16 protein-coding genes are annotated in these 15,386 nt (G+C 72.3%); 14 read left to right on the top strand and 2 right to left on the bottom strand.

What is annotated here, in order from left to right:
• The first annotated feature begins 330 nt into the window (after positions 1-330).
• From AC07DO_RS34665 to AC07DO_RS34610, 12 genes are all read left to right on the top strand, one after another.
• A complete protein-coding gene (locus AC07DO_RS34665) occupies positions 331-777 on the top strand; it encodes a carboxymuconolactone decarboxylase family protein (RefSeq protein WP_479065542.1) in 447 nt (148 codons plus the stop codon).
• A gap of 212 nt (positions 778-989) precedes the next feature.
• Entirely contained in the window at positions 990-1,703 is a 714-nt protein-coding gene (locus AC07DO_RS34660; RefSeq protein ID WP_479065540.1) for a sulfotransferase family protein, read from the top strand.
• 276 nt (positions 1,704-1,979) lie between these two features.
• Positions 1,980-3,518 carry an alpha/beta fold hydrolase gene (locus tag AC07DO_RS34655; RefSeq protein WP_479065538.1) on the top strand — a complete coding sequence of 513 codons (1,539 nt, stop codon included), beginning with the start codon at positions 1,980-1,982 and terminating at the stop codon, positions 3,516-3,518.
• Between the two features lie 219 nt (positions 3,519-3,737).
• On the top strand, positions 3,738-5,264 hold the full coding sequence (locus AC07DO_RS34650; RefSeq protein WP_479065536.1) for an FAD-dependent monooxygenase: 1,527 nt from the start codon (positions 3,738-3,740) through the stop codon (positions 5,262-5,264).
• Positions 5,261-6,751, top strand: a complete 1,491-nt coding sequence (locus AC07DO_RS34645; protein WP_479065534.1) for an FAD-dependent monooxygenase — start codon at positions 5,261-5,263, stop codon at positions 6,749-6,751. The genes AC07DO_RS34650 and AC07DO_RS34645 overlap by 4 nt, the downstream gene beginning before the upstream one ends.
• A 47-nt stretch (positions 6,752-6,798) precedes the next feature.
• The gene (gene cysC, locus AC07DO_RS34640; protein ID WP_479065532.1) at positions 6,799-7,335 is read left to right on the top strand and encodes an adenylyl-sulfate kinase; all 537 of its coding nucleotides are present in this window, start codon (positions 6,799-6,801) and stop codon (positions 7,333-7,335) included.
• Positions 7,332-8,273 (top strand): sulfate adenylyltransferase subunit CysD, encoded by a 942-nt coding sequence (gene cysD, locus AC07DO_RS34635; RefSeq protein ID WP_479065530.1) that lies wholly within the window; start codon positions 7,332-7,334, stop codon positions 8,271-8,273. Before cysC ends, cysD begins: the two co-directional genes overlap by 4 nt.
• Complete coding sequence (locus tag AC07DO_RS34630; RefSeq protein WP_479065528.1) at positions 8,273-9,598, top strand: sulfate adenylyltransferase subunit 1; 1,326 nt, start codon at positions 8,273-8,275, stop codon at positions 9,596-9,598. The genes cysD and AC07DO_RS34630 overlap by 1 nt, the downstream gene beginning before the upstream one ends.
• Positions 9,586-10,698, top strand: coding sequence for an aliphatic sulfonate ABC transporter substrate-binding protein (locus AC07DO_RS34625; protein ID WP_479065526.1), 1,113 nt, complete (start codon positions 9,586-9,588; stop codon positions 10,696-10,698). The genes AC07DO_RS34630 and AC07DO_RS34625 overlap by 13 nt, the downstream gene beginning before the upstream one ends.
• A gap of 19 nt (positions 10,699-10,717) precedes the next feature.
• The gene (locus tag AC07DO_RS34620) at positions 10,718-11,506 is read left to right on the top strand and encodes an ABC transporter ATP-binding protein (protein WP_479065524.1); all 789 of its coding nucleotides are present in this window, start codon (positions 10,718-10,720) and stop codon (positions 11,504-11,506) included.
• Complete coding sequence (locus tag AC07DO_RS34615; RefSeq protein WP_479065522.1) at positions 11,493-12,374, top strand: ABC transporter permease; 882 nt, start codon at positions 11,493-11,495, stop codon at positions 12,372-12,374. Before AC07DO_RS34620 ends, AC07DO_RS34615 begins: the two co-directional genes overlap by 14 nt.
• A gap of 147 nt (positions 12,375-12,521) precedes the next feature.
• A complete protein-coding gene (locus AC07DO_RS34610; protein WP_479065521.1) occupies positions 12,522-13,628 on the top strand; it encodes a ParB N-terminal domain-containing protein in 1,107 nt (368 codons plus the stop codon).
• Between the two features lie 67 nt (positions 13,629-13,695).
• Here the strand turns inward: AC07DO_RS34610 and AC07DO_RS34605 are convergent, their stop codons facing one another.
• On the bottom strand, positions 13,696-13,917 hold the full coding sequence (locus AC07DO_RS34605; protein ID WP_479065519.1) for a DUF6059 family protein: 222 nt from the start codon (positions 13,915-13,917) through the stop codon (positions 13,696-13,698).
• Positions 13,918-14,173: 256 nt separating this feature from the next.
• Here AC07DO_RS34605 and AC07DO_RS34600 point away from each other — a divergent pair, with 256 nt between their 5' ends.
• Together AC07DO_RS34600 and AC07DO_RS34595 are read left to right on the top strand one after the other, a co-directional pair.
• Positions 14,174-14,302 (top strand): hypothetical protein, encoded by a 129-nt coding sequence (locus tag AC07DO_RS34600; RefSeq protein ID WP_479065517.1) that lies wholly within the window; start codon positions 14,174-14,176, stop codon positions 14,300-14,302.
• 50 nt (positions 14,303-14,352) lie between these two features.
• Positions 14,353-14,769 (top strand): pyridoxamine 5'-phosphate oxidase family protein, encoded by a 417-nt coding sequence (locus AC07DO_RS34595; protein WP_479065516.1) that lies wholly within the window; start codon positions 14,353-14,355, stop codon positions 14,767-14,769.
• A gap of 32 nt (positions 14,770-14,801) precedes the next feature.
• On the opposite strand, the gene AC07DO_RS34590 is transcribed toward AC07DO_RS34595, so the two are convergent.
• A complete protein-coding gene (locus AC07DO_RS34590) occupies positions 14,802-15,269 on the bottom strand; it encodes a nuclear transport factor 2 family protein (protein ID WP_479065514.1) in 468 nt (155 codons plus the stop codon).
• Between the last annotated feature and the right edge of the window lie 117 nt (positions 15,270-15,386).

Here is a 15,386-nt window from a genome sequence, read left to right as displayed (position 1 = left end):
CTTCTGTCCGTCGTGAAGGAAGGTGGAGGGGGTGGGCCACGCGCTGTGAACCCACGCTGTGAACCCACCGAAGAGTCACACAGTTCGCCCGGCACGCCCGAGGCCGTCGTGAACGCCGGGGATGTTCAACTGCGGGAACTGCGCGGTCGAACACCGGCCGCACGCCGCCCTGTTCGACCGGCACTTGCACGGACAGGCGGCGCGGCGTCAGCCTGGTGGACCGGCACTCGCCGCTGCCCGCCCCGGACCTGCCTGTCCGCCCCCGTGCGCCTGCCGCCGGGCGGCGCCGCAGCGGCACCGGCGCGGGCCCGACTCACAGGAGACGCCCCGATGCCACCGAGGATGAACAACCCTTCGCTGGTCGTGCCCGACGCCCTGCAGCCCCTGCTCGACCTGACCAAGGTCATCGGCAGGGTCGGCGTCCCGCAGCGGACACTCGACCTCATCCGGCTGCGGGTGAGCCAGATCAACGGCCGCATCTACACGATCCCCGACGACCTCGGGCAGGCCGCCGAGGCCGACACCCGCCTGCCGCAGGTCGCCGAGTGGCGCGAGGCGACCTGCTTCACCCCCGCCGAGCGCGCCGCCCTGGCGCTGGCCGAGGACGCCACCGAACTCAGCGGCCGGGAGGACGCGGTGCCCGACGAGGTCTGGCAGGACGCGGCCGGCCACTACTCCGAGGAGGAACTGGCCTCCCTGGTCATCCACATCGGCCTGGTCAACTGCTGGAACCGCATCAACGTCGCCACCCGCCAGGTGCCCGCGGCCTGGCGCTGACCCGGCCCGCCCACGCCGCGCGGGCCGGGCCTGCCCAGACCCCGCGGGCCCGCCCAGACCCCCGCGGGCCCGGCCCGCCCCGCCCTGCCGGGCCCCGGGCCCGTGCGGCGCCGGGGGCCTGTCACATCTGTGGGCCGCCGGGCGTCATAGCAGTGACGACCGGGAGCCCCACGCACCACCTGACCACCCAGCCGCAGGGAAGGAACCGCACCGTGTTGAAGCTCATCAACGCCGGTCTCGGCAGGACCGGGACCACGTCACTGCAGGTGGCGCTGGAACAGCTCGGTTACGGCCCCTGCTACCACATGTTCGACATCGTCGGCGACGAAAAGCGCCTGGAGCAGTGGGAACGCATCATCTGCGAGGGGCAGCAGCCCGACTGGGACGCGGTCTTCGAGGGCTACACCTCCGCGGTGGACGGCCCGCCCTCCTTCTACTACGACCAGATCATCAAGACCTTCCCCGAGGCCAAGGTCGTCCTGACGGTGCGCGACGCGGACGGCTGGTACGAGAGCACGTACAACACGCTGTACCAGTTCGTCCTGAAGAACAAGGAGACCCCTCCCGAGCAGGGGACCCGCCAGGCCCGGGTCTTCCGCATGACCAACGTCATGACCTGGGAAGGGCTGTTCGCGGGGCGGTTCTCCGACAAGGACCACGCCATCGAGGTCTACCACCGCCGCAACCAGGAGATCATCGACGCGGTCCCCGCGGACAACCTCCTGGTCTACGACGTCACCCGGGGCTGGGAGCCGCTGTGCGCGTTCCTGGGCACCGAGGTGCCCGCCACGGAGTTCCCGCACGCCAACACCACCGCGAACATGCGTGAGCGGATGCAGCAGATGGCCGCCGGCGGCCCGCCCGCCCCCGGCAGCGCACCCGCTCCCGCCCCCGGCAGCGCGCCCCCGCCCGGCGGGACGCGGTAACACCACCCGCACGTTTTCCCTTTTCCCCGCGGCCAGCCCGTTACCGGCTGGCCGCGGGGCTTTTTCGTGTTCACGGAACAAGTCCCGCTGTTCCGCCCCGATACCGCCGTTCCAGCCCCGCTCGACCGCCGGTCATTGTTCAACCGCAGTTGTTTTCACGCCACTTCCCGCAGCCGATAGTCTCGCGCCGCCCCCAGGACCCGCCCGAGAAAATCGGCTTCGCCGGCCTGCCCGCATATCGGCCCGGCGGCGTATCTGCCTCAAGAAGGGGATTACGTGAGGAAGTTCCTAGCAATTACGGCGGCGGCCGCCACTGCCCTGGCGGGAACGGTCGCCGCGGCGCCGGCGAAAGCCTCGCCCGACCGGCCGGTGTCCACCGTCTCCTGGTCCCCCTGCCCGGACAACGACCCCGTCGTCGGAGGCCTGCTGAAGGGCCTTGAGTGCGGCACGCTCGCCGTCCCGCTCGACCACAGGAAGCCGGCGGGCCGCACGATCGAGCTGGCGCTGACCCGCGCCCGGCACACCGCGCCCGACGGCCGGTACCAGGGCGTCGCGCTGCTCAACCGCGGCCAGTGGCCCGGCCAGTTCGGCCGCGACCTGCCCACCCGGTTCGCCAAGGGCACCTCCGGCCTCTCCCCGGCCGTCGGCGCCACCTACGACTGGATCGGCTTCGACCCGCGCGGCACCGGCGCCAGCGAACCGAGGATCACCTGCGCGCCGGAGTACGTCTGGCCCGGCAGGGCCCGCGCCGACCTGGTGCCCCGCACCGCCGCCGAGGAACGCGCCTGGCGCACCGGGGCCCGCGCCTTCGCCGACAGCTGCGGCCGCGCCCACGGCGACACCCTGAACTTCCTGAGCACCAAGGACAGCGCCCGCGACCTGGACCTGATCCGCGAGGCCCTCGGCCAGGAGCAACTGACCTACTTCGGCTGGGACTACGGCACCTACCTCGGCTCGGTCTACGCCTCCATGTACCCCCACCGGGTGCGCCGGATGGTCCTGGACACCGTGCTGCTGCCCGGCGACGGCTGGTACAAGAACGTCCTCGCCCAGAACGCGACCTTCGAAAAGAGCGCCCAGAACTACTTCTCCTGGGTCGCCCGCAACGATGCGGCCTACCGCCTGGGCACCACCCGCGCCGCCGTCGAGGCGAAGTACTACCAGGGCATGGCCAAGCTGCGCACCGCGCCCGTCGACGGCGCCATCGGCCCGGCCGAGTACACCGAGATGTTCCTCATCGACCTCTACCGCCGCTCCGCCTGGACGGGCCACACCAGGGCCCTGGCCGACTGGGTGCTGCGCGGCGATGCCACCGGGCTCAGGGCCGCCTTCAACGCGCCGGGCTACCCGACACAGAACAAGCAGGCCATGTACAGCGCGGTGCAGTGCACCGACTCGCCCTGGCCGCGCGACTGGCAGCGCTGGCACCGCGACTACACGCGCGACTACCGCGCCGGCAACACCTTCCTGACCTGGTACAACGCCTGGTACAACGCGCCGTGCGCGTTCTGGCCCGCGCCCGCGGGCATCCCGCAGAAGGTCGGCGCGCGGGACGTGGACGTCCTGGTCGTGCAGGGCGAGCACGTCGCCGGGTCCCCGCTCTCGGGCGCCCTCGACATGCACCGCAGGTTCCCCGACTCCCGGCTGCTGGTGGAACTCGGCGGCTACGAGCACGAGACGTCCCTGTCCCGCAACGCCAACACCTGCGTCAACACGGTGGTCGACGCCTACCTCAAGGACGGCAGCCGCCCGGCCGCCGCCAAGGGCGCCGACGCCACCTGCCAGGCGGGCCCGCCGCCGGACCCTGCGCCGTAGAACCCGTAGAACCCGTAGACCCGTAGAAGTCGTAGAACCCGTAGAACCTGTGGAAGCCGCATAAAGAGTCCGCCCGCCGCGTTCAACCGCGTGAAATCAGCGGTTGAACGCGCGGGCGGGCGGCCCCACTTATGAATTCAGTACCGTCATTGCAGCCGAACATGCTGATGTGTACTTTGACATCGACGATTCCTCAGCCGCCCGCGTGGAAGGTCAACAATGGAAACTGGCGTATTAATTGTCGGTGCCGGTCCGGTCGGATTGATGCTGGCCTGCGAACTCCACCTGGGCGGTGTGAATGTCACCGTCTTCGACAAGGCGCCCGCCCCCTCCGGGGAATCCCGTGCGCTCGGCTTCAACCGGCGCGCGGCGGAAACACTCGACCAGCGCGGACTCCTGGCCAGGATCGGTGAATTCCGGTGGGGGCCGATGGGCCACTTCGGCGGCGTCCGTTTCGATCTCGGCATGCTGGAGGAGGACCACAGCGGCGTCCTGGGACTCTCCCAGGCCCGCACCGAGGACATGCTGGCCGCCCGGCTCGCCGAGCTCGGGGTGCCGGTGTACCGCGGGGTCGAGGTCACCGGGGTGCGCGAGGAGAGCGACGGCGTCATCGTCACCTGCCGGGGCCCGCAGGGCCCCGGCGAACACCGTGCCCGCTACGTGGTGGGCTGCGACGGCCCGCACAGCACCGTCCGCGCGGCGGCCCGCATCCCCGTCCGCCGCTGGGAGGCCACCCGCGGCATGTACACCGCGGAGCTCAGCGGGATCACGCTGCGCCCGCGGCCCATCGGGGAGCGCCTGCCCGGCGGCCACATGGTGGTGTGCACCCCGCTGGGCGAGGGCCGCTGCCGCATCGTCGTCCACGACAAGGACCTGTCCCCGCACCAGGACCCCGCCGAGCTGACGTTCCCTCAGATCGCGGACGCCTGGCAGAAGCTGACCGGCGAACACATCCACCACGCGAGCGCGCAGTGGATGTGGGCCTGCAACAACGCGGCCGCCCTGGCCACGCAGTACCGGCGCGGCCGGGTGCTGCTGGCGGGGGACGCCGCGCACACCATGCCGCCGCTGGCCGCCTGGGGGCTGAGCGCCGGGCTGCAGGACGCGGCGAACCTGGGCTGGAAGCTGGCCGCACACCTGGCCGGCTGGGCGCCCGAGCACCTCCTGGACACCTACCACGACGAACGCCACCCCGTCGGGGAGCAGTTGATCCGCAACGCGCAGGCGGCGTCGATGCTCTACCTCGGCGACGCCGACATGGACCCGCTGCGCGGCGTGCTGGGCGAGCTGATGGAGCACAAGGAGGCCGCCGGGCAGCTGGCCGGCATCGTCAGCGGGCTGGGCATCGGCTACGACCCGGGGCCGGGGGAGCACCCCCTGCTGGGCCGGCGCATGCCGCCCCACCACGAACTGACCCGCCCCGATGGCACCCGCACCCCGGTGGCGGAGCTGCTGCACGCCGCCCGCGGCGTCCTCATCATCGCCGAGGGCACCGAAGCCGCGGACAAGCGGGCCCGCCTCGCCGCGGATCGGGCCGACCGCGTCGACGTCGTCACCGGCACCTGGAGCACCGAAGCCGCCGCCCCGGCCGGCCCGGCACCGGAGGCGGTCCTCATCCGCCCCGACGGCTACGTCGCCTGGATCGCACCGGGCAGCGACCGCGACCTCGCCGACGCCCTGGCCCACTGGTTCGGCACCCCCGGCACCCCGGCGCCCTCCACCGAACAGGAGCGTGAGCGAGCATGAGCAGGGACGTGATAGTCGTCGGCGCGGGCCCGGTCGGGCTGATGATGGCCGGCGAACTGCGCCTGGCCGGCGCCGACGTCGTCGTCTACGAGAAGCTGTCCGCCCCGGCCCGCGAGTCCCGCGGCGCCAGCCTCACCCGCCGCGCCGTCGAAAGCTTCGACCAGCGCGGGCTGCTCGACCGGCTCGGCGCCACGGAGCCGGCCGACGCCCACTTCGGCGGGGTGCCCATCGACCTGGGCATCCTGGAGGAGGACCACAGCGGCGCCCGCGGCGTCTCGCAGTTCCGCACCGAGCGGATGCTGGAGGACTGGGCGGGCGAACTCGGTGTGCCGATCCGACGCGGCTACGAGGTCACCGGCCTCGACCAGGGGCCCGACGGCGTCCAAGTGACCTACGAGGGACCCGGGGGGAGCGGCCGGGACACCGCCCGCTACCTGATCGGGTGCGACGGCGGCCGCAGCACCGTCCGCAAGCTGGCCGGCATCGACTTCCCCGGCCCCGAACCCACCCGCGGCTTCTACACGGCCGACGTGACCGGCATCGAGACCCGCCGCCGCCGCATCGGCGAGAACCTCCCCGACGGCAGCATGATCATGGCGATGGACCTGGAGAACGGCGTCACCCGCGTCGTCGCCTACGAGCGGGGCACGCGCCCCAAGGACCGCGACGCACTCTCCTACGCCGAACTGGCCGATGCCTGGCAGCGGCTGACCGGCGAGTCCATCCACCACGGGCAGTGCCGCTGGATCAGCTGCTTCACCGACGCCTCCCGGGTGGCCGCCGACTACCGGCGCGGCCGGATCTTCCTGGCGGGCGACGCCACCCACGTCCAGCCGCCGGCGATGGCCCAGGGGCTGAGCGTGGGCGTGCAGGACGCGGTCAACCTCGGCTGGAAACTGGCCGCGGTCCTGGCCGGCCACGCCCCCCAAGACCTCCTGGACACCTACCACGCCGAGCGCCACCCGATCGGGGAGCAGCTGGCGCGCAACGCCCGCGCCGCGATCGAACTGCGCCTGACCGGCCAGGAGATGGCCCCGCTGCGCGAGGTGCTGGGCGAACTGCTCACCCACAAGGACGCGGCCGCACACCTGGCCGGTGTCCTCAGCGGCCTGGGCATCCGCTACGACCTGGGCCCCGGCGAGCACCCCCTGCTGGGCCGGCGCATGCCCCCCGCCCGCGAACTGACCCGCCCCGACGGCACCCGCACCCGCGTCGCCGAGCTGCTGCACGGCGCCCGCGGCGTACTGATCACCACCGACGGCGCGGACGGCACCGGCGGCAAGGCGGCCCAGCTCGCCCAGGACTGGGCGGACCGCATCGACATCCTCACCGGCACCTGGACCCCTTCTACGGGACCGCAGCCGCAGGCCGTCCTCATCCGGCCCGACGGCTACGTCGCCTGGACCGCGCCCGGCAGCGACAGCGACCTCGCCGACGTACTGACCCGCTGGTTCGGCGCCCCGCGCCCGCCCGCCCGGCCGCTCTGACACCCGCGCGCCGCACCGCCGCCACCCCCGACCTCCAGGAGATGCCCGTGACGACCGGAGTCACCGTCTGGCTCACCGGCCTGCCCAGCGCCGGCAAGACCACCATCGCCTACGAGCTGGCCGCCCGGCTCCGCGCGGACGGCCACCGCGTGGAGGTCCTGGACGGCGACGAGATCCGCGAGGCGCTCTCGGCCGGCCTCGGCTTCTCCCGCACCGACCGCGACACCAACGTGCAGCGCATCGGCTACGTCGCCGAACTCCTGGCCCGCAACGGCATCCTGGCACTGGTCCCGGTGATCGCGCCGTACACCGACAGCCGCGAAGCGGTCCGCAAACGCCACGACAGCAACCGCACCCCCTACCTCGAAGTGCACGTCGCCACCCCCCTGGCAGTGTGCAGCGCACGCGACGTGAAGGGCCTGTACGCCAAACAGGCCGCCGGCCAACTGACCGGGCTCACCGGCGTGGACGACCCCTACGAGGAGCCCGCCGCACCGGACCTGCGCATCCACGCCCAGCACCAGAGCGTGCGGGAGTCCGCCGCCGCGGTGCACACCCTGCTCACCCAAAGGGGACTGCTGTGACACCGGCCCCGGACACGGTGACCGCCGTCGGCGGGGACACCCCCTGCGCCCTCTCCCACCCCGACACCCTGGAGTCGGAGGCGGTGCACATCCTGCGCGAGGTGGCCGGCGAGTTCGACAACCCGGTCATCCTGTTCTCCGGCGGCAAGGACTCCATCGTCATGCTGCACCTGGCGCTCAAGGCGTTCACCCCGGCGCCGGTGCCCTTCGCGCTGCTGCACGTGGACACCGGCCACAACTTCCCCGAGGTGCTGGCCTTCCGCGACCGCGTGGTCGCCGAGCACCACCTGCGCCTGCACGTCGCCTCCGTGCAGGACTACATCGACCGCGGCGTACTCACAGAGCGCCCCGACGGCACCCGCAACCCGCTCCAGACCCGCCCGCTGACCGACACCATCCAGCACGAGCGGTTCGACGCCGTCTTCGGCGGCGGCCGCCGCGACGAGGAGAAGGCCCGCGCCAAGGAGCGCGTGTTCTCCCTGCGCGACGAGTTCTCCCAGTGGGACCCGCGCCGCCAGCGCCCCGAGCTGTGGAACCTGTACAACGGCCGGCACCTGCCCCGCGAGCACGTCCGCGTCTTCCCGCTGTCCAACTGGACCGAGCTGGACGTGTGGCAGTACATCGCCCGCGAACGCATCGAGCTGCCCGCCATCTACTTCGCCCACGAACGCGAGGTGTTCGAGCGCAACCACATGTGGCTGACCGCCGGCCCCTGGGGCGGCCCCGCGGCGGGGGAGCGGACCGAGAAACGCCGGGTGCGCTACCGCACCGTCGGCGACATGTCCTGCACCGGCGCGGTGGACTCCGACGCCGACACCATCGACAAGGTCATCACGGAGATCGCCGCGTCCCGCCTCACCGAGCGCGGCGCCACCCGCGCCGACGACAGGCTCTCCGAGGCCGCGATGGAAGACCGCAAGCGCGAGGGGTACTTCTGATGAGCGTTCTGAGCGACACCGCCGCCGACACACTGCGCTTTGCCACCGCCGGCTCCGTCGACGACGGCAAATCCACGCTGGTCGGCCGCCTCCTCCACGACTCCAAGTCGGTCCTGGCCGACCAGCTGGAGGCCGTCGCCCACGCCTCCCGCAACCGCGGGCAGGCCACCCCCGACCTGGCGCTGCTCACCGACGGCCTGCGCGCCGAGCGCGAGCAGGGCATCACCATCGACGTCGCCTACCGCTACTTCGCCACCCCCCGGCGCCGCTTCATCCTCGCCGACACCCCCGGCCACGTGCAGTACACCCGCAACATGGTCACCGGCGCCTCCACCGCCGAGCTGACCGTCATCCTGGTCGACGCCCGCAACGGCGTCGTCGAGCAGACCCGCCGCCACACCGCCATCGCCGCCCTGCTGCGCGTCCCGCACGTCGTCCTGGCGGTCAACAAGATGGACCTCGTCGGCTACCAGGAGTCCGTCTTCGCCGCGATCGCCAAGGAGTACACGGCCTACGTCAAGGAGCTCGGCGGCCCGGAGGCCACCGTCATCCCGATCTCCGCGCTGGACGGCGACAACGTCGTGGACACCTCCGCGCACATGGACTGGTACGGCGGCCCCACCGTCCTGGAACACCTGGAGACCGTGCCGGTCAGCCACCACCCGGCGCCCTGCGCCGCCCGGCTGCCCGTGCAGTACGTGATCCGCCCGCAGAGCCCGGCCCACCCCGACTACCGCGGCTACGCCGGCCGCATCGCGGAGGGCACCTTCCGCACCGGCCAGCAGGTGCGCGTCATGCCCTCGGGCCGCACCACCACCATCACCGCCATCGAACGCCTGGGCCGGCCCGTGGAGTCGGCCCGGGCCCTGCAGTCGGTGACCGTGCTGCTCCAAGACGACCTCGACGTCTCCCGCGGCGACCTGATCGTGCCGGCCACCGACGCCCCGGCCACCACCCGCGAGGTGACGGCGACCGTCTGCCACGTCGCCGACCAGCCGCTGGGCGTCGGCCACCGGGTACTGCTCAAACACGGCACCCGCACGGTCAAGGCGATCGTCACCGACATCCCCTCCCGCCTCACCCTGGAGGACCTCTCGCCCTACCCGCACCCCGGCCGGCTCCTGGCCAACGACATCGGCCAGGTGCGCCTGCGCACCGCCGAACCACTGCCCCTCGACTCCTACGCGGACTCGCGCCGCACCGGCTCGTTCATCCTCATCGACCCGGCCGACGGCACCACCCTGACCGCGGGCATGGCCGGCGAGTCCTTCGCCCTGCCGGACCCGGCCGCCCCCCGTGCCAAGGACGAGGAATGGGACTTCTGACCCGGCGCTGCGCCCCCGCCCTGCTGGCCGCCCTGCTGCTGCTCGCGCCCGCCGGCTGCGGCTACGGCTCGCAGGCCAAGGACGAGGACACCGTGCGGATCGCCGCCGGCGCCCGAAAGATCGACGGCCTGGACTCGGTACGGATCGGCTACTTCGCCAACCTGACCCACGCCACCGCCCTGGTCGGCAACCGGCAGGGCTTCATCCAAAAAGCGCTGGGCGCCACCAAAGCGACGTACGCCACCTTCAACGCGGGACCCTCCGAGATCGAGGCCCTGAACTCCGGGTCCATCGACATCGGCTGGATCGGCCCGTCCCCGGCGATCAACGGGTTCACCAAGTCGGGCGGCACGAACCTGCGCATCATCGGCGGCGCCGCCTCCGGCGGCGTGAAACTCGTCGTGAACCCCAAGAAGATCACCTCCCTGGACGACGTCAAGGGCAAGAAGATCGCCACCCCGCAGCTCGGCAACACCCAGGACGTCGCCTTCCTCAACTGGATCGCCGAGCGGGGCTGGCAGGCCGACGCGCAGAGCGGCACGGGCGAGGTGACCGTGGTGCGCAGCGACAACAAGGTCACCCCCGACGCCTACACCTCCGGCTCCATCGACGGCGCGTGGGTGCCGGAGCCGACCGCCTCCAAAATCGTCGCCCGGGGCGGAAAGGTGCTGCTCGACGAGAAGAGGCTGTGGCCCGGCGGCGCCTTCGTCATCACCAACATCATCGTGTCGCAGAAGTTCCTCGCCCGGCACCCCCGGGTGGTCGAGGCGGTACTGACGGCGTCGGTGCACACCAACCGGTGGATCCGCCACCACCCCGGCCGCGCCCGGCAGGCCGCCAACCGCCAGCTGGCGGCCGACGCCGGCAAGGCCCTGCCCCGCCAGGTCCTGGACCCCGCCTGGCGGTCGATCGACTTCACCGACGACCCGCTGGCCGCCACCTTGCGCACCGAGGCCGCACACGCCGTCAGGGCCGGCCTGCTGGAGCGCCCCGACCTGTCCGGCATCTACGACCTCACCCTGCTCAACAAGGTCCTCAAAGCCGCCGGGCAGCGCCCGGTGGACGACGCCGACCTCGGCGTCCGGCAACCCCCTCGATGAGTTCCCGGAGGTGACGACCATGACCACGATCCTCGACCAGGCCACAGACGGCACCGCGACGGCCCGCCACGCCGCCCGCCTCGAGCACGTCTCCAAGTCGTTCACGGGCCCCGCCGGGCCACAGCTCGTCCTGGACGACATCAGCCTGACGGTCGCCCCCGGCGAGTTCGTCACCCTCCTCGGGGCCTCCGGCTGCGGCAAATCCACCCTGCTCAACCTCGTCGCCGGCCTCGACGAGCCCACCACCGGCGAGATCACCACCGACGGCCGGCCCGCCCTGATGTTCCAGGAACACGCCCTGTTCCCCTGGCTGACCGCCGGCAAGAACATCGAACTCGCCCTGAAACTGCGCGGCATCGCCCCCAAGCGGCGCCGCGAACGCGCCGAGGAACTCCTGGCCCTGGTCCGTCTGAAGGGCGCCCACCACAAGCGGGTGCACGAACTGTCCGGCGGCATGCGCCAGCGGGTCGCGCTGGCCCGCGCCCTGGCCCAGGAGAGCCGCCTGCTGCTCATGGACGAACCCTTCGCCGCCCTGGACGCCATCACCCGCGACGTGCTGCACGACGAACTGACCCGCATCTGGAGCGAGACACAGCTCTCCGTCCTGTTCGTCACCCACAACGTGCGCGAGGCCGCCCGCCTGGCCCAGCGCGTGATCCTGCTGTCCTCCCGCCCCGGGCGCATCGCCCGCCAATGGGCCGTGGACATCCCCCAGCCGCGCCGCATCGAGGACACCGCCGTCGCCGAGCTCTCCATCGAGATCACCGAACAGCTGCGGGGGGAGATCCGCCGACATGGCCAGTACTGACACCAGCGCCCCCAAGGACGGCAACGACCTCGCAGGCCTGGACGCCCTGGAGACCCACCAGCAGATCCGCAAGCCCTTCACCCTCACCCTGAAGGAGAAGGTCCTGCCGCCCGCCATCGCCATCGCGCTGGTCCTCGCGGTGTGGCAGGGCCTGGTCTCCTTCGGCATCGTCGACGACCCCGGCAAACTGCCCGCCCCCGGCGCCGTGTGGGACGTGGCCCACCGGGCCTGGCTGGAGGGCGAACTCCTCGGCTACATCTGGACGTCCGTCTCGCGCGGCCTGTCCGGCTTCTTCCTGGCCCTGCTCATCGGCACCCCGCTGGGCCTGCTCGTGGCCCGGCTGACGTTCCTGCGCGCGGCGATCGGCCCGATCCTGTCCGGCCTGCAGTCCCTGCCCTCGGTGGCCTGGGTGCCGCCCGCGGTGATCTGGCTGGGCCTGAACAACTCGATGATGTACGCGGTGATCCTGCTCGGCGCGGTCCCCTCCATCGCCAACGGCCTGGTCTCCGGCGTCGACCAGGTGCCGCCGCTGTTCCTGCGGGCCGGCCGCACCATGGGCGCCACCGGCCTCAGGGGCACCTGGCACGTGGTGCTGCCGGCCGCCCTGCCCGGCTACGTCGCCGGACTCAAACAGGGCTGGGCCTTCGCCTGGCGCTCCCTGATGGCCGCCGAGATCATCGCGTCCTTCCCCGACCTCGGCCTGGGCCTGGGCCAGCTGTTGGAGAACGGCCGCAACGCCAGCGACATGGCCATGGTCTTCGAGGCCATCCTGCTGATCCTGCTGGTCGGCATCGCCATCGACCTGCTCGTCTTCAGCCCCCTGGAGCGCTGGGTCCTGCGCAGCCGCGGCCTGCTCGTACGCCGCTGAAACCTGGCACAGGCCCTCATCCGACGACCGTCGACCCACCCTCTACTCGGGCTAGAGAAACCGCTGCGACGCTCATCCGGAATGGCAGCAGAAAGGGCACACCGGATGGCTTTCAAAGACGGGCGGGCTACGGTGATCGCAGACGGTTTGAGTTCTGCCGCATTACAGTACAGCGAACCGGCGGCCGGTGAGAAAACCGGCCCCGAAATCGCCTCCCAGAACATCGAAAATACACCGGCACAGGAACTCCCGGTCCATGCGCTGTCGCCCGGACTGCACCTGCGCCAGGGCGGAATCAACGCCGCCTATCTCCAATTGCTCGTCGAAGCGTCGGGCCGCTCCCCATTGCCGCCCGTACTCGTCCAGAAAGACGGCTGGCGGGTCATCGACGGCCTCCACAGACTGGAGGCCGCGAAACTCTGCGGCGACCACAGCATCACCGCGCGGCTCGTCGACTGCACCGATGCCGAAGCACTCGTACTCGCCATGAAGGCCAACAGTTCCCACGGACTTCCCCTCTCGCGGGCCGACCGCATCGCCGGCGCCGAACGCGTCCTTGTGGCCCACCCCGAATGGTCCGACCGCGCCATCGCCAGCGTCACCGGACTGAGCGCCAAGACGATCGCCGTCCTGCGCGAACGCTCCGCGTGCACCACCCCGCCCGGCGGCCAGCGCCTGGGCCTGGACGGCAGACTGCGCGCGGTCGGCTCCGGCGAGGGCCGCCGCCGCGCCGCCGCCTACATCCACGCCCACCCCGAGGCCACGCTGCGCGAAGTCGCCCGCGAGACCGAGGTGTCCCTGGGCACCGTCCACGACGTCAGCGCCCGCCTGCGCCGCGGGGTGAGCCCGGAACGCGACGGACTGCGCGGCCCCGGGGCGCGGCCGGGCCCGCACCCGGCCGACCGGCCCGCCGACCCCCCGCCGCCCCCGCACCCCCAGGGCCGGCCCGTCACGCCGCCGGCCGCCGAGGACCTGCCGGCGCGCCGGCCCGCCGCCCCGCCGGCAGAGGCGGTCCCCGCCTGGGAGACGGTCGCCGCCAAGGTCGCCAACGACCCGTGCATCCGCTACACCGCGGGCGGCAAGGAGTTCCTGCAGTGGATGGCGCTGCACGCCGGCGACCCGGACGGCTGGCGCGAGCTCGTCGGCGCCGTCCCCGCGCACTGGGTCGGCGTCATCGCGCCCATCGCGGAGAGCGTCGGCAAGGAGTGGTGCCTGTTCGCCGAGCGGCTGCGAAGCCGCCAGGAAGCCGTCTGACACCGAACCCCCCAAGGCCCCCACCCCTCAGAGCCCCGGGAAGCCCTTCCGGGTCCTCGAAAGCTCTTCAGGGCCCGGTCTCCAGCTGCCGGTTGAGGGCGCGCTCCACCGGGGTCAGGGCGACCTCCGGGCACAGCCGCTCCGGATGGCCCGCGGGCGGCCCGCCCTGCTGCGGCGCGCGGGGCGGGGCCGGGTCCTCGGCAGGCTGCGCCCCCGCGATGTAGAAGGCGCCCAGCGCCTGCAGGGCCGTGTACACCTCGCGCCACAAACGCCTGATGAAGCTGGCCATGGAATGTCCCTCCAACGGGGCGTGGCCGCGTGGCGGCGGTGGCCGGGGGCGGGCCGGGAGCCGTCACTGTGCGGGCCGCCGGTCGCACCGGGTTCGAAGCCGACTCGACCGCCGCGGCCGCCCGCCGGGCCCGCGCGATGCGGTGTCGAGGCGGACTCGAGCCGCCCCTCCGCCCGGCCTCGAGAGCGCCTTGCCAACGTGGGCGGGTGGAGCGAGCCGGCTCCGCAGGGTGCACGGTCGCCGGAAGGACAGGCCCATGGACGAGGCCGAACGCGAGCGGCAGACACGCGGTGCCGAAGGGGTCGCGCCGGTGCTCCGGCTGGCCGGGGTGGACGAGGAGGAGGACGATCCCGCGGAGCGGAACGTGGTCCGCGGGATCGACTGACCGGGTGCCGGGCGCGTTGCGCCGGTGAGACCGAAGAGGAGTCCAAGACGATGACGCTCTCCCCGCAGCGCGCCGGCGCGACGGCGCTGTCCCCCGCGGCACGCCGGTTCCTCACCGCGCCGCACACCGGCGTGCTGAGCACGCTGCGGCCCGACGGCTCGCCCCACCTGGCACCGGTGCGCTTCACCTGGGACGCGCCGGCCTCTCTGGTCCGCGTCCTGACCGTGAACACGACCCGCAAGGTCAAGAACGTGCTGGCCACCCCGCACGCACGCGTCGCGCTGTGCCAGGTGGACGGTTTCGCCTGGGTGTCCCTGGAGGGCACCGCCCGCGTCGTCGATGCCCCCGAACGCGTCGCCGAAGGGGTCCGCCGCTACACCGAGCGCTACTTCTCCGGCCCGCCGAACCCGCCCGGCCGCGTGGTCGTGGAGATCACCGTCGACCGGGTGCTGAGCCTCAACTGCTGACCCGGCGCCCGCGGCCGCCCCGCCCGCCGCCATCAGCCGCGGGCGCCGGGCGGCACCCCGTCCACCCAGATCAGGGCGAACGAGAGCCGGGTCAGCCGCCAGCCGTCCGCGGTGCGGCGGGCCGCCCCGGTCACCGAGGTGCCGGTGGTGAACAGCTCCGGGGCCGGGCCGCCGGGATGGTGCACGTGCGTGGACAGCAGATTGGCGCGCAGGCTCGCCGCGTCGCCCGCGCACTCCACCACCGCGGGTGAGTTCAGATGCTGGGTGCGCGCGAAATTCTCCAGCGCGGCCCGGTGCCACCGGGCCAGCCCGTCTCTTCCCTCGTGCCGGCTCAAAGGGAATGCGACCACCGCGTCCTCGGTGAACAGGGTGCGCGCCCACGTGTCATCGAGTTTTTCGGTGTCCAGCGCCAGGAGATAGCGGTCCAGCAAAGAGCGCACCGTAAAGGCGTCCACCATGGCCGTGTCCGGAGTGAAGGATTCAGCTTCAGTCGAGGTCATGCTTGAGAATGGGCCCACAAACCCGCCCCGACCAACCCCGCATGTAGAAGATCTGACGTTGTCCGCACGTTTCTGTAGTGGACTGCAAAAGCTGTGTACCGGCGTCCCTTTACCGGC

The sequence above is a fragment of the Streptomyces sp. NPDC045678 genome, assembly GCF_056432085.1.
Note: the sequence above shows the minus strand (reverse complement) of the source record. Positions and strands in the feature narration are given on the sequence as shown.

Coding starts and splice junctions, on each gene's coding strand:
- AC07DO_RS34650 (WP_479065536.1), top strand. CDS start 3,738: ATGGAAACTGGCGTATTAATTGTCGGTGCCGGTCCGGTCGGATTGATG.
- AC07DO_RS34600 (WP_479065517.1), top strand. CDS start 14,174: ATGGACGAGGCCGAACGCGAGCGGCAGACACGCGGTGCCGAAGGGGTC.
- AC07DO_RS34665 (WP_479065542.1), top strand. CDS start 331: ATGCCACCGAGGATGAACAACCCTTCGCTGGTCGTGCCCGACGCCCTG.
- AC07DO_RS34590 (WP_479065514.1), bottom strand. CDS start 15,269: ATGACCTCGACTGAAGCTGAATCCTTCACTCCGGACACGGCCATGGTG.
- AC07DO_RS34595 (WP_479065516.1), top strand. CDS start 14,353: ATGACGCTCTCCCCGCAGCGCGCCGGCGCGACGGCGCTGTCCCCCGCG.
- AC07DO_RS34625 (WP_479065526.1), top strand. CDS start 9,586: ATGGGACTTCTGACCCGGCGCTGCGCCCCCGCCCTGCTGGCCGCCCTG.
- AC07DO_RS34605 (WP_479065519.1), bottom strand. CDS start 13,917: ATGGCCAGCTTCATCAGGCGTTTGTGGCGCGAGGTGTACACGGCCCTG.
- AC07DO_RS34630 (WP_479065528.1), top strand. CDS start 8,273: ATGAGCGTTCTGAGCGACACCGCCGCCGACACACTGCGCTTTGCCACC.
- AC07DO_RS34645 (WP_479065534.1), top strand. CDS start 5,261: ATGAGCAGGGACGTGATAGTCGTCGGCGCGGGCCCGGTCGGGCTGATG.
- AC07DO_RS34620 (WP_479065524.1), top strand. CDS start 10,718: ATGACCACGATCCTCGACCAGGCCACAGACGGCACCGCGACGGCCCGC.
- AC07DO_RS34615 (WP_479065522.1), top strand. CDS start 11,493: ATGGCCAGTACTGACACCAGCGCCCCCAAGGACGGCAACGACCTCGCA.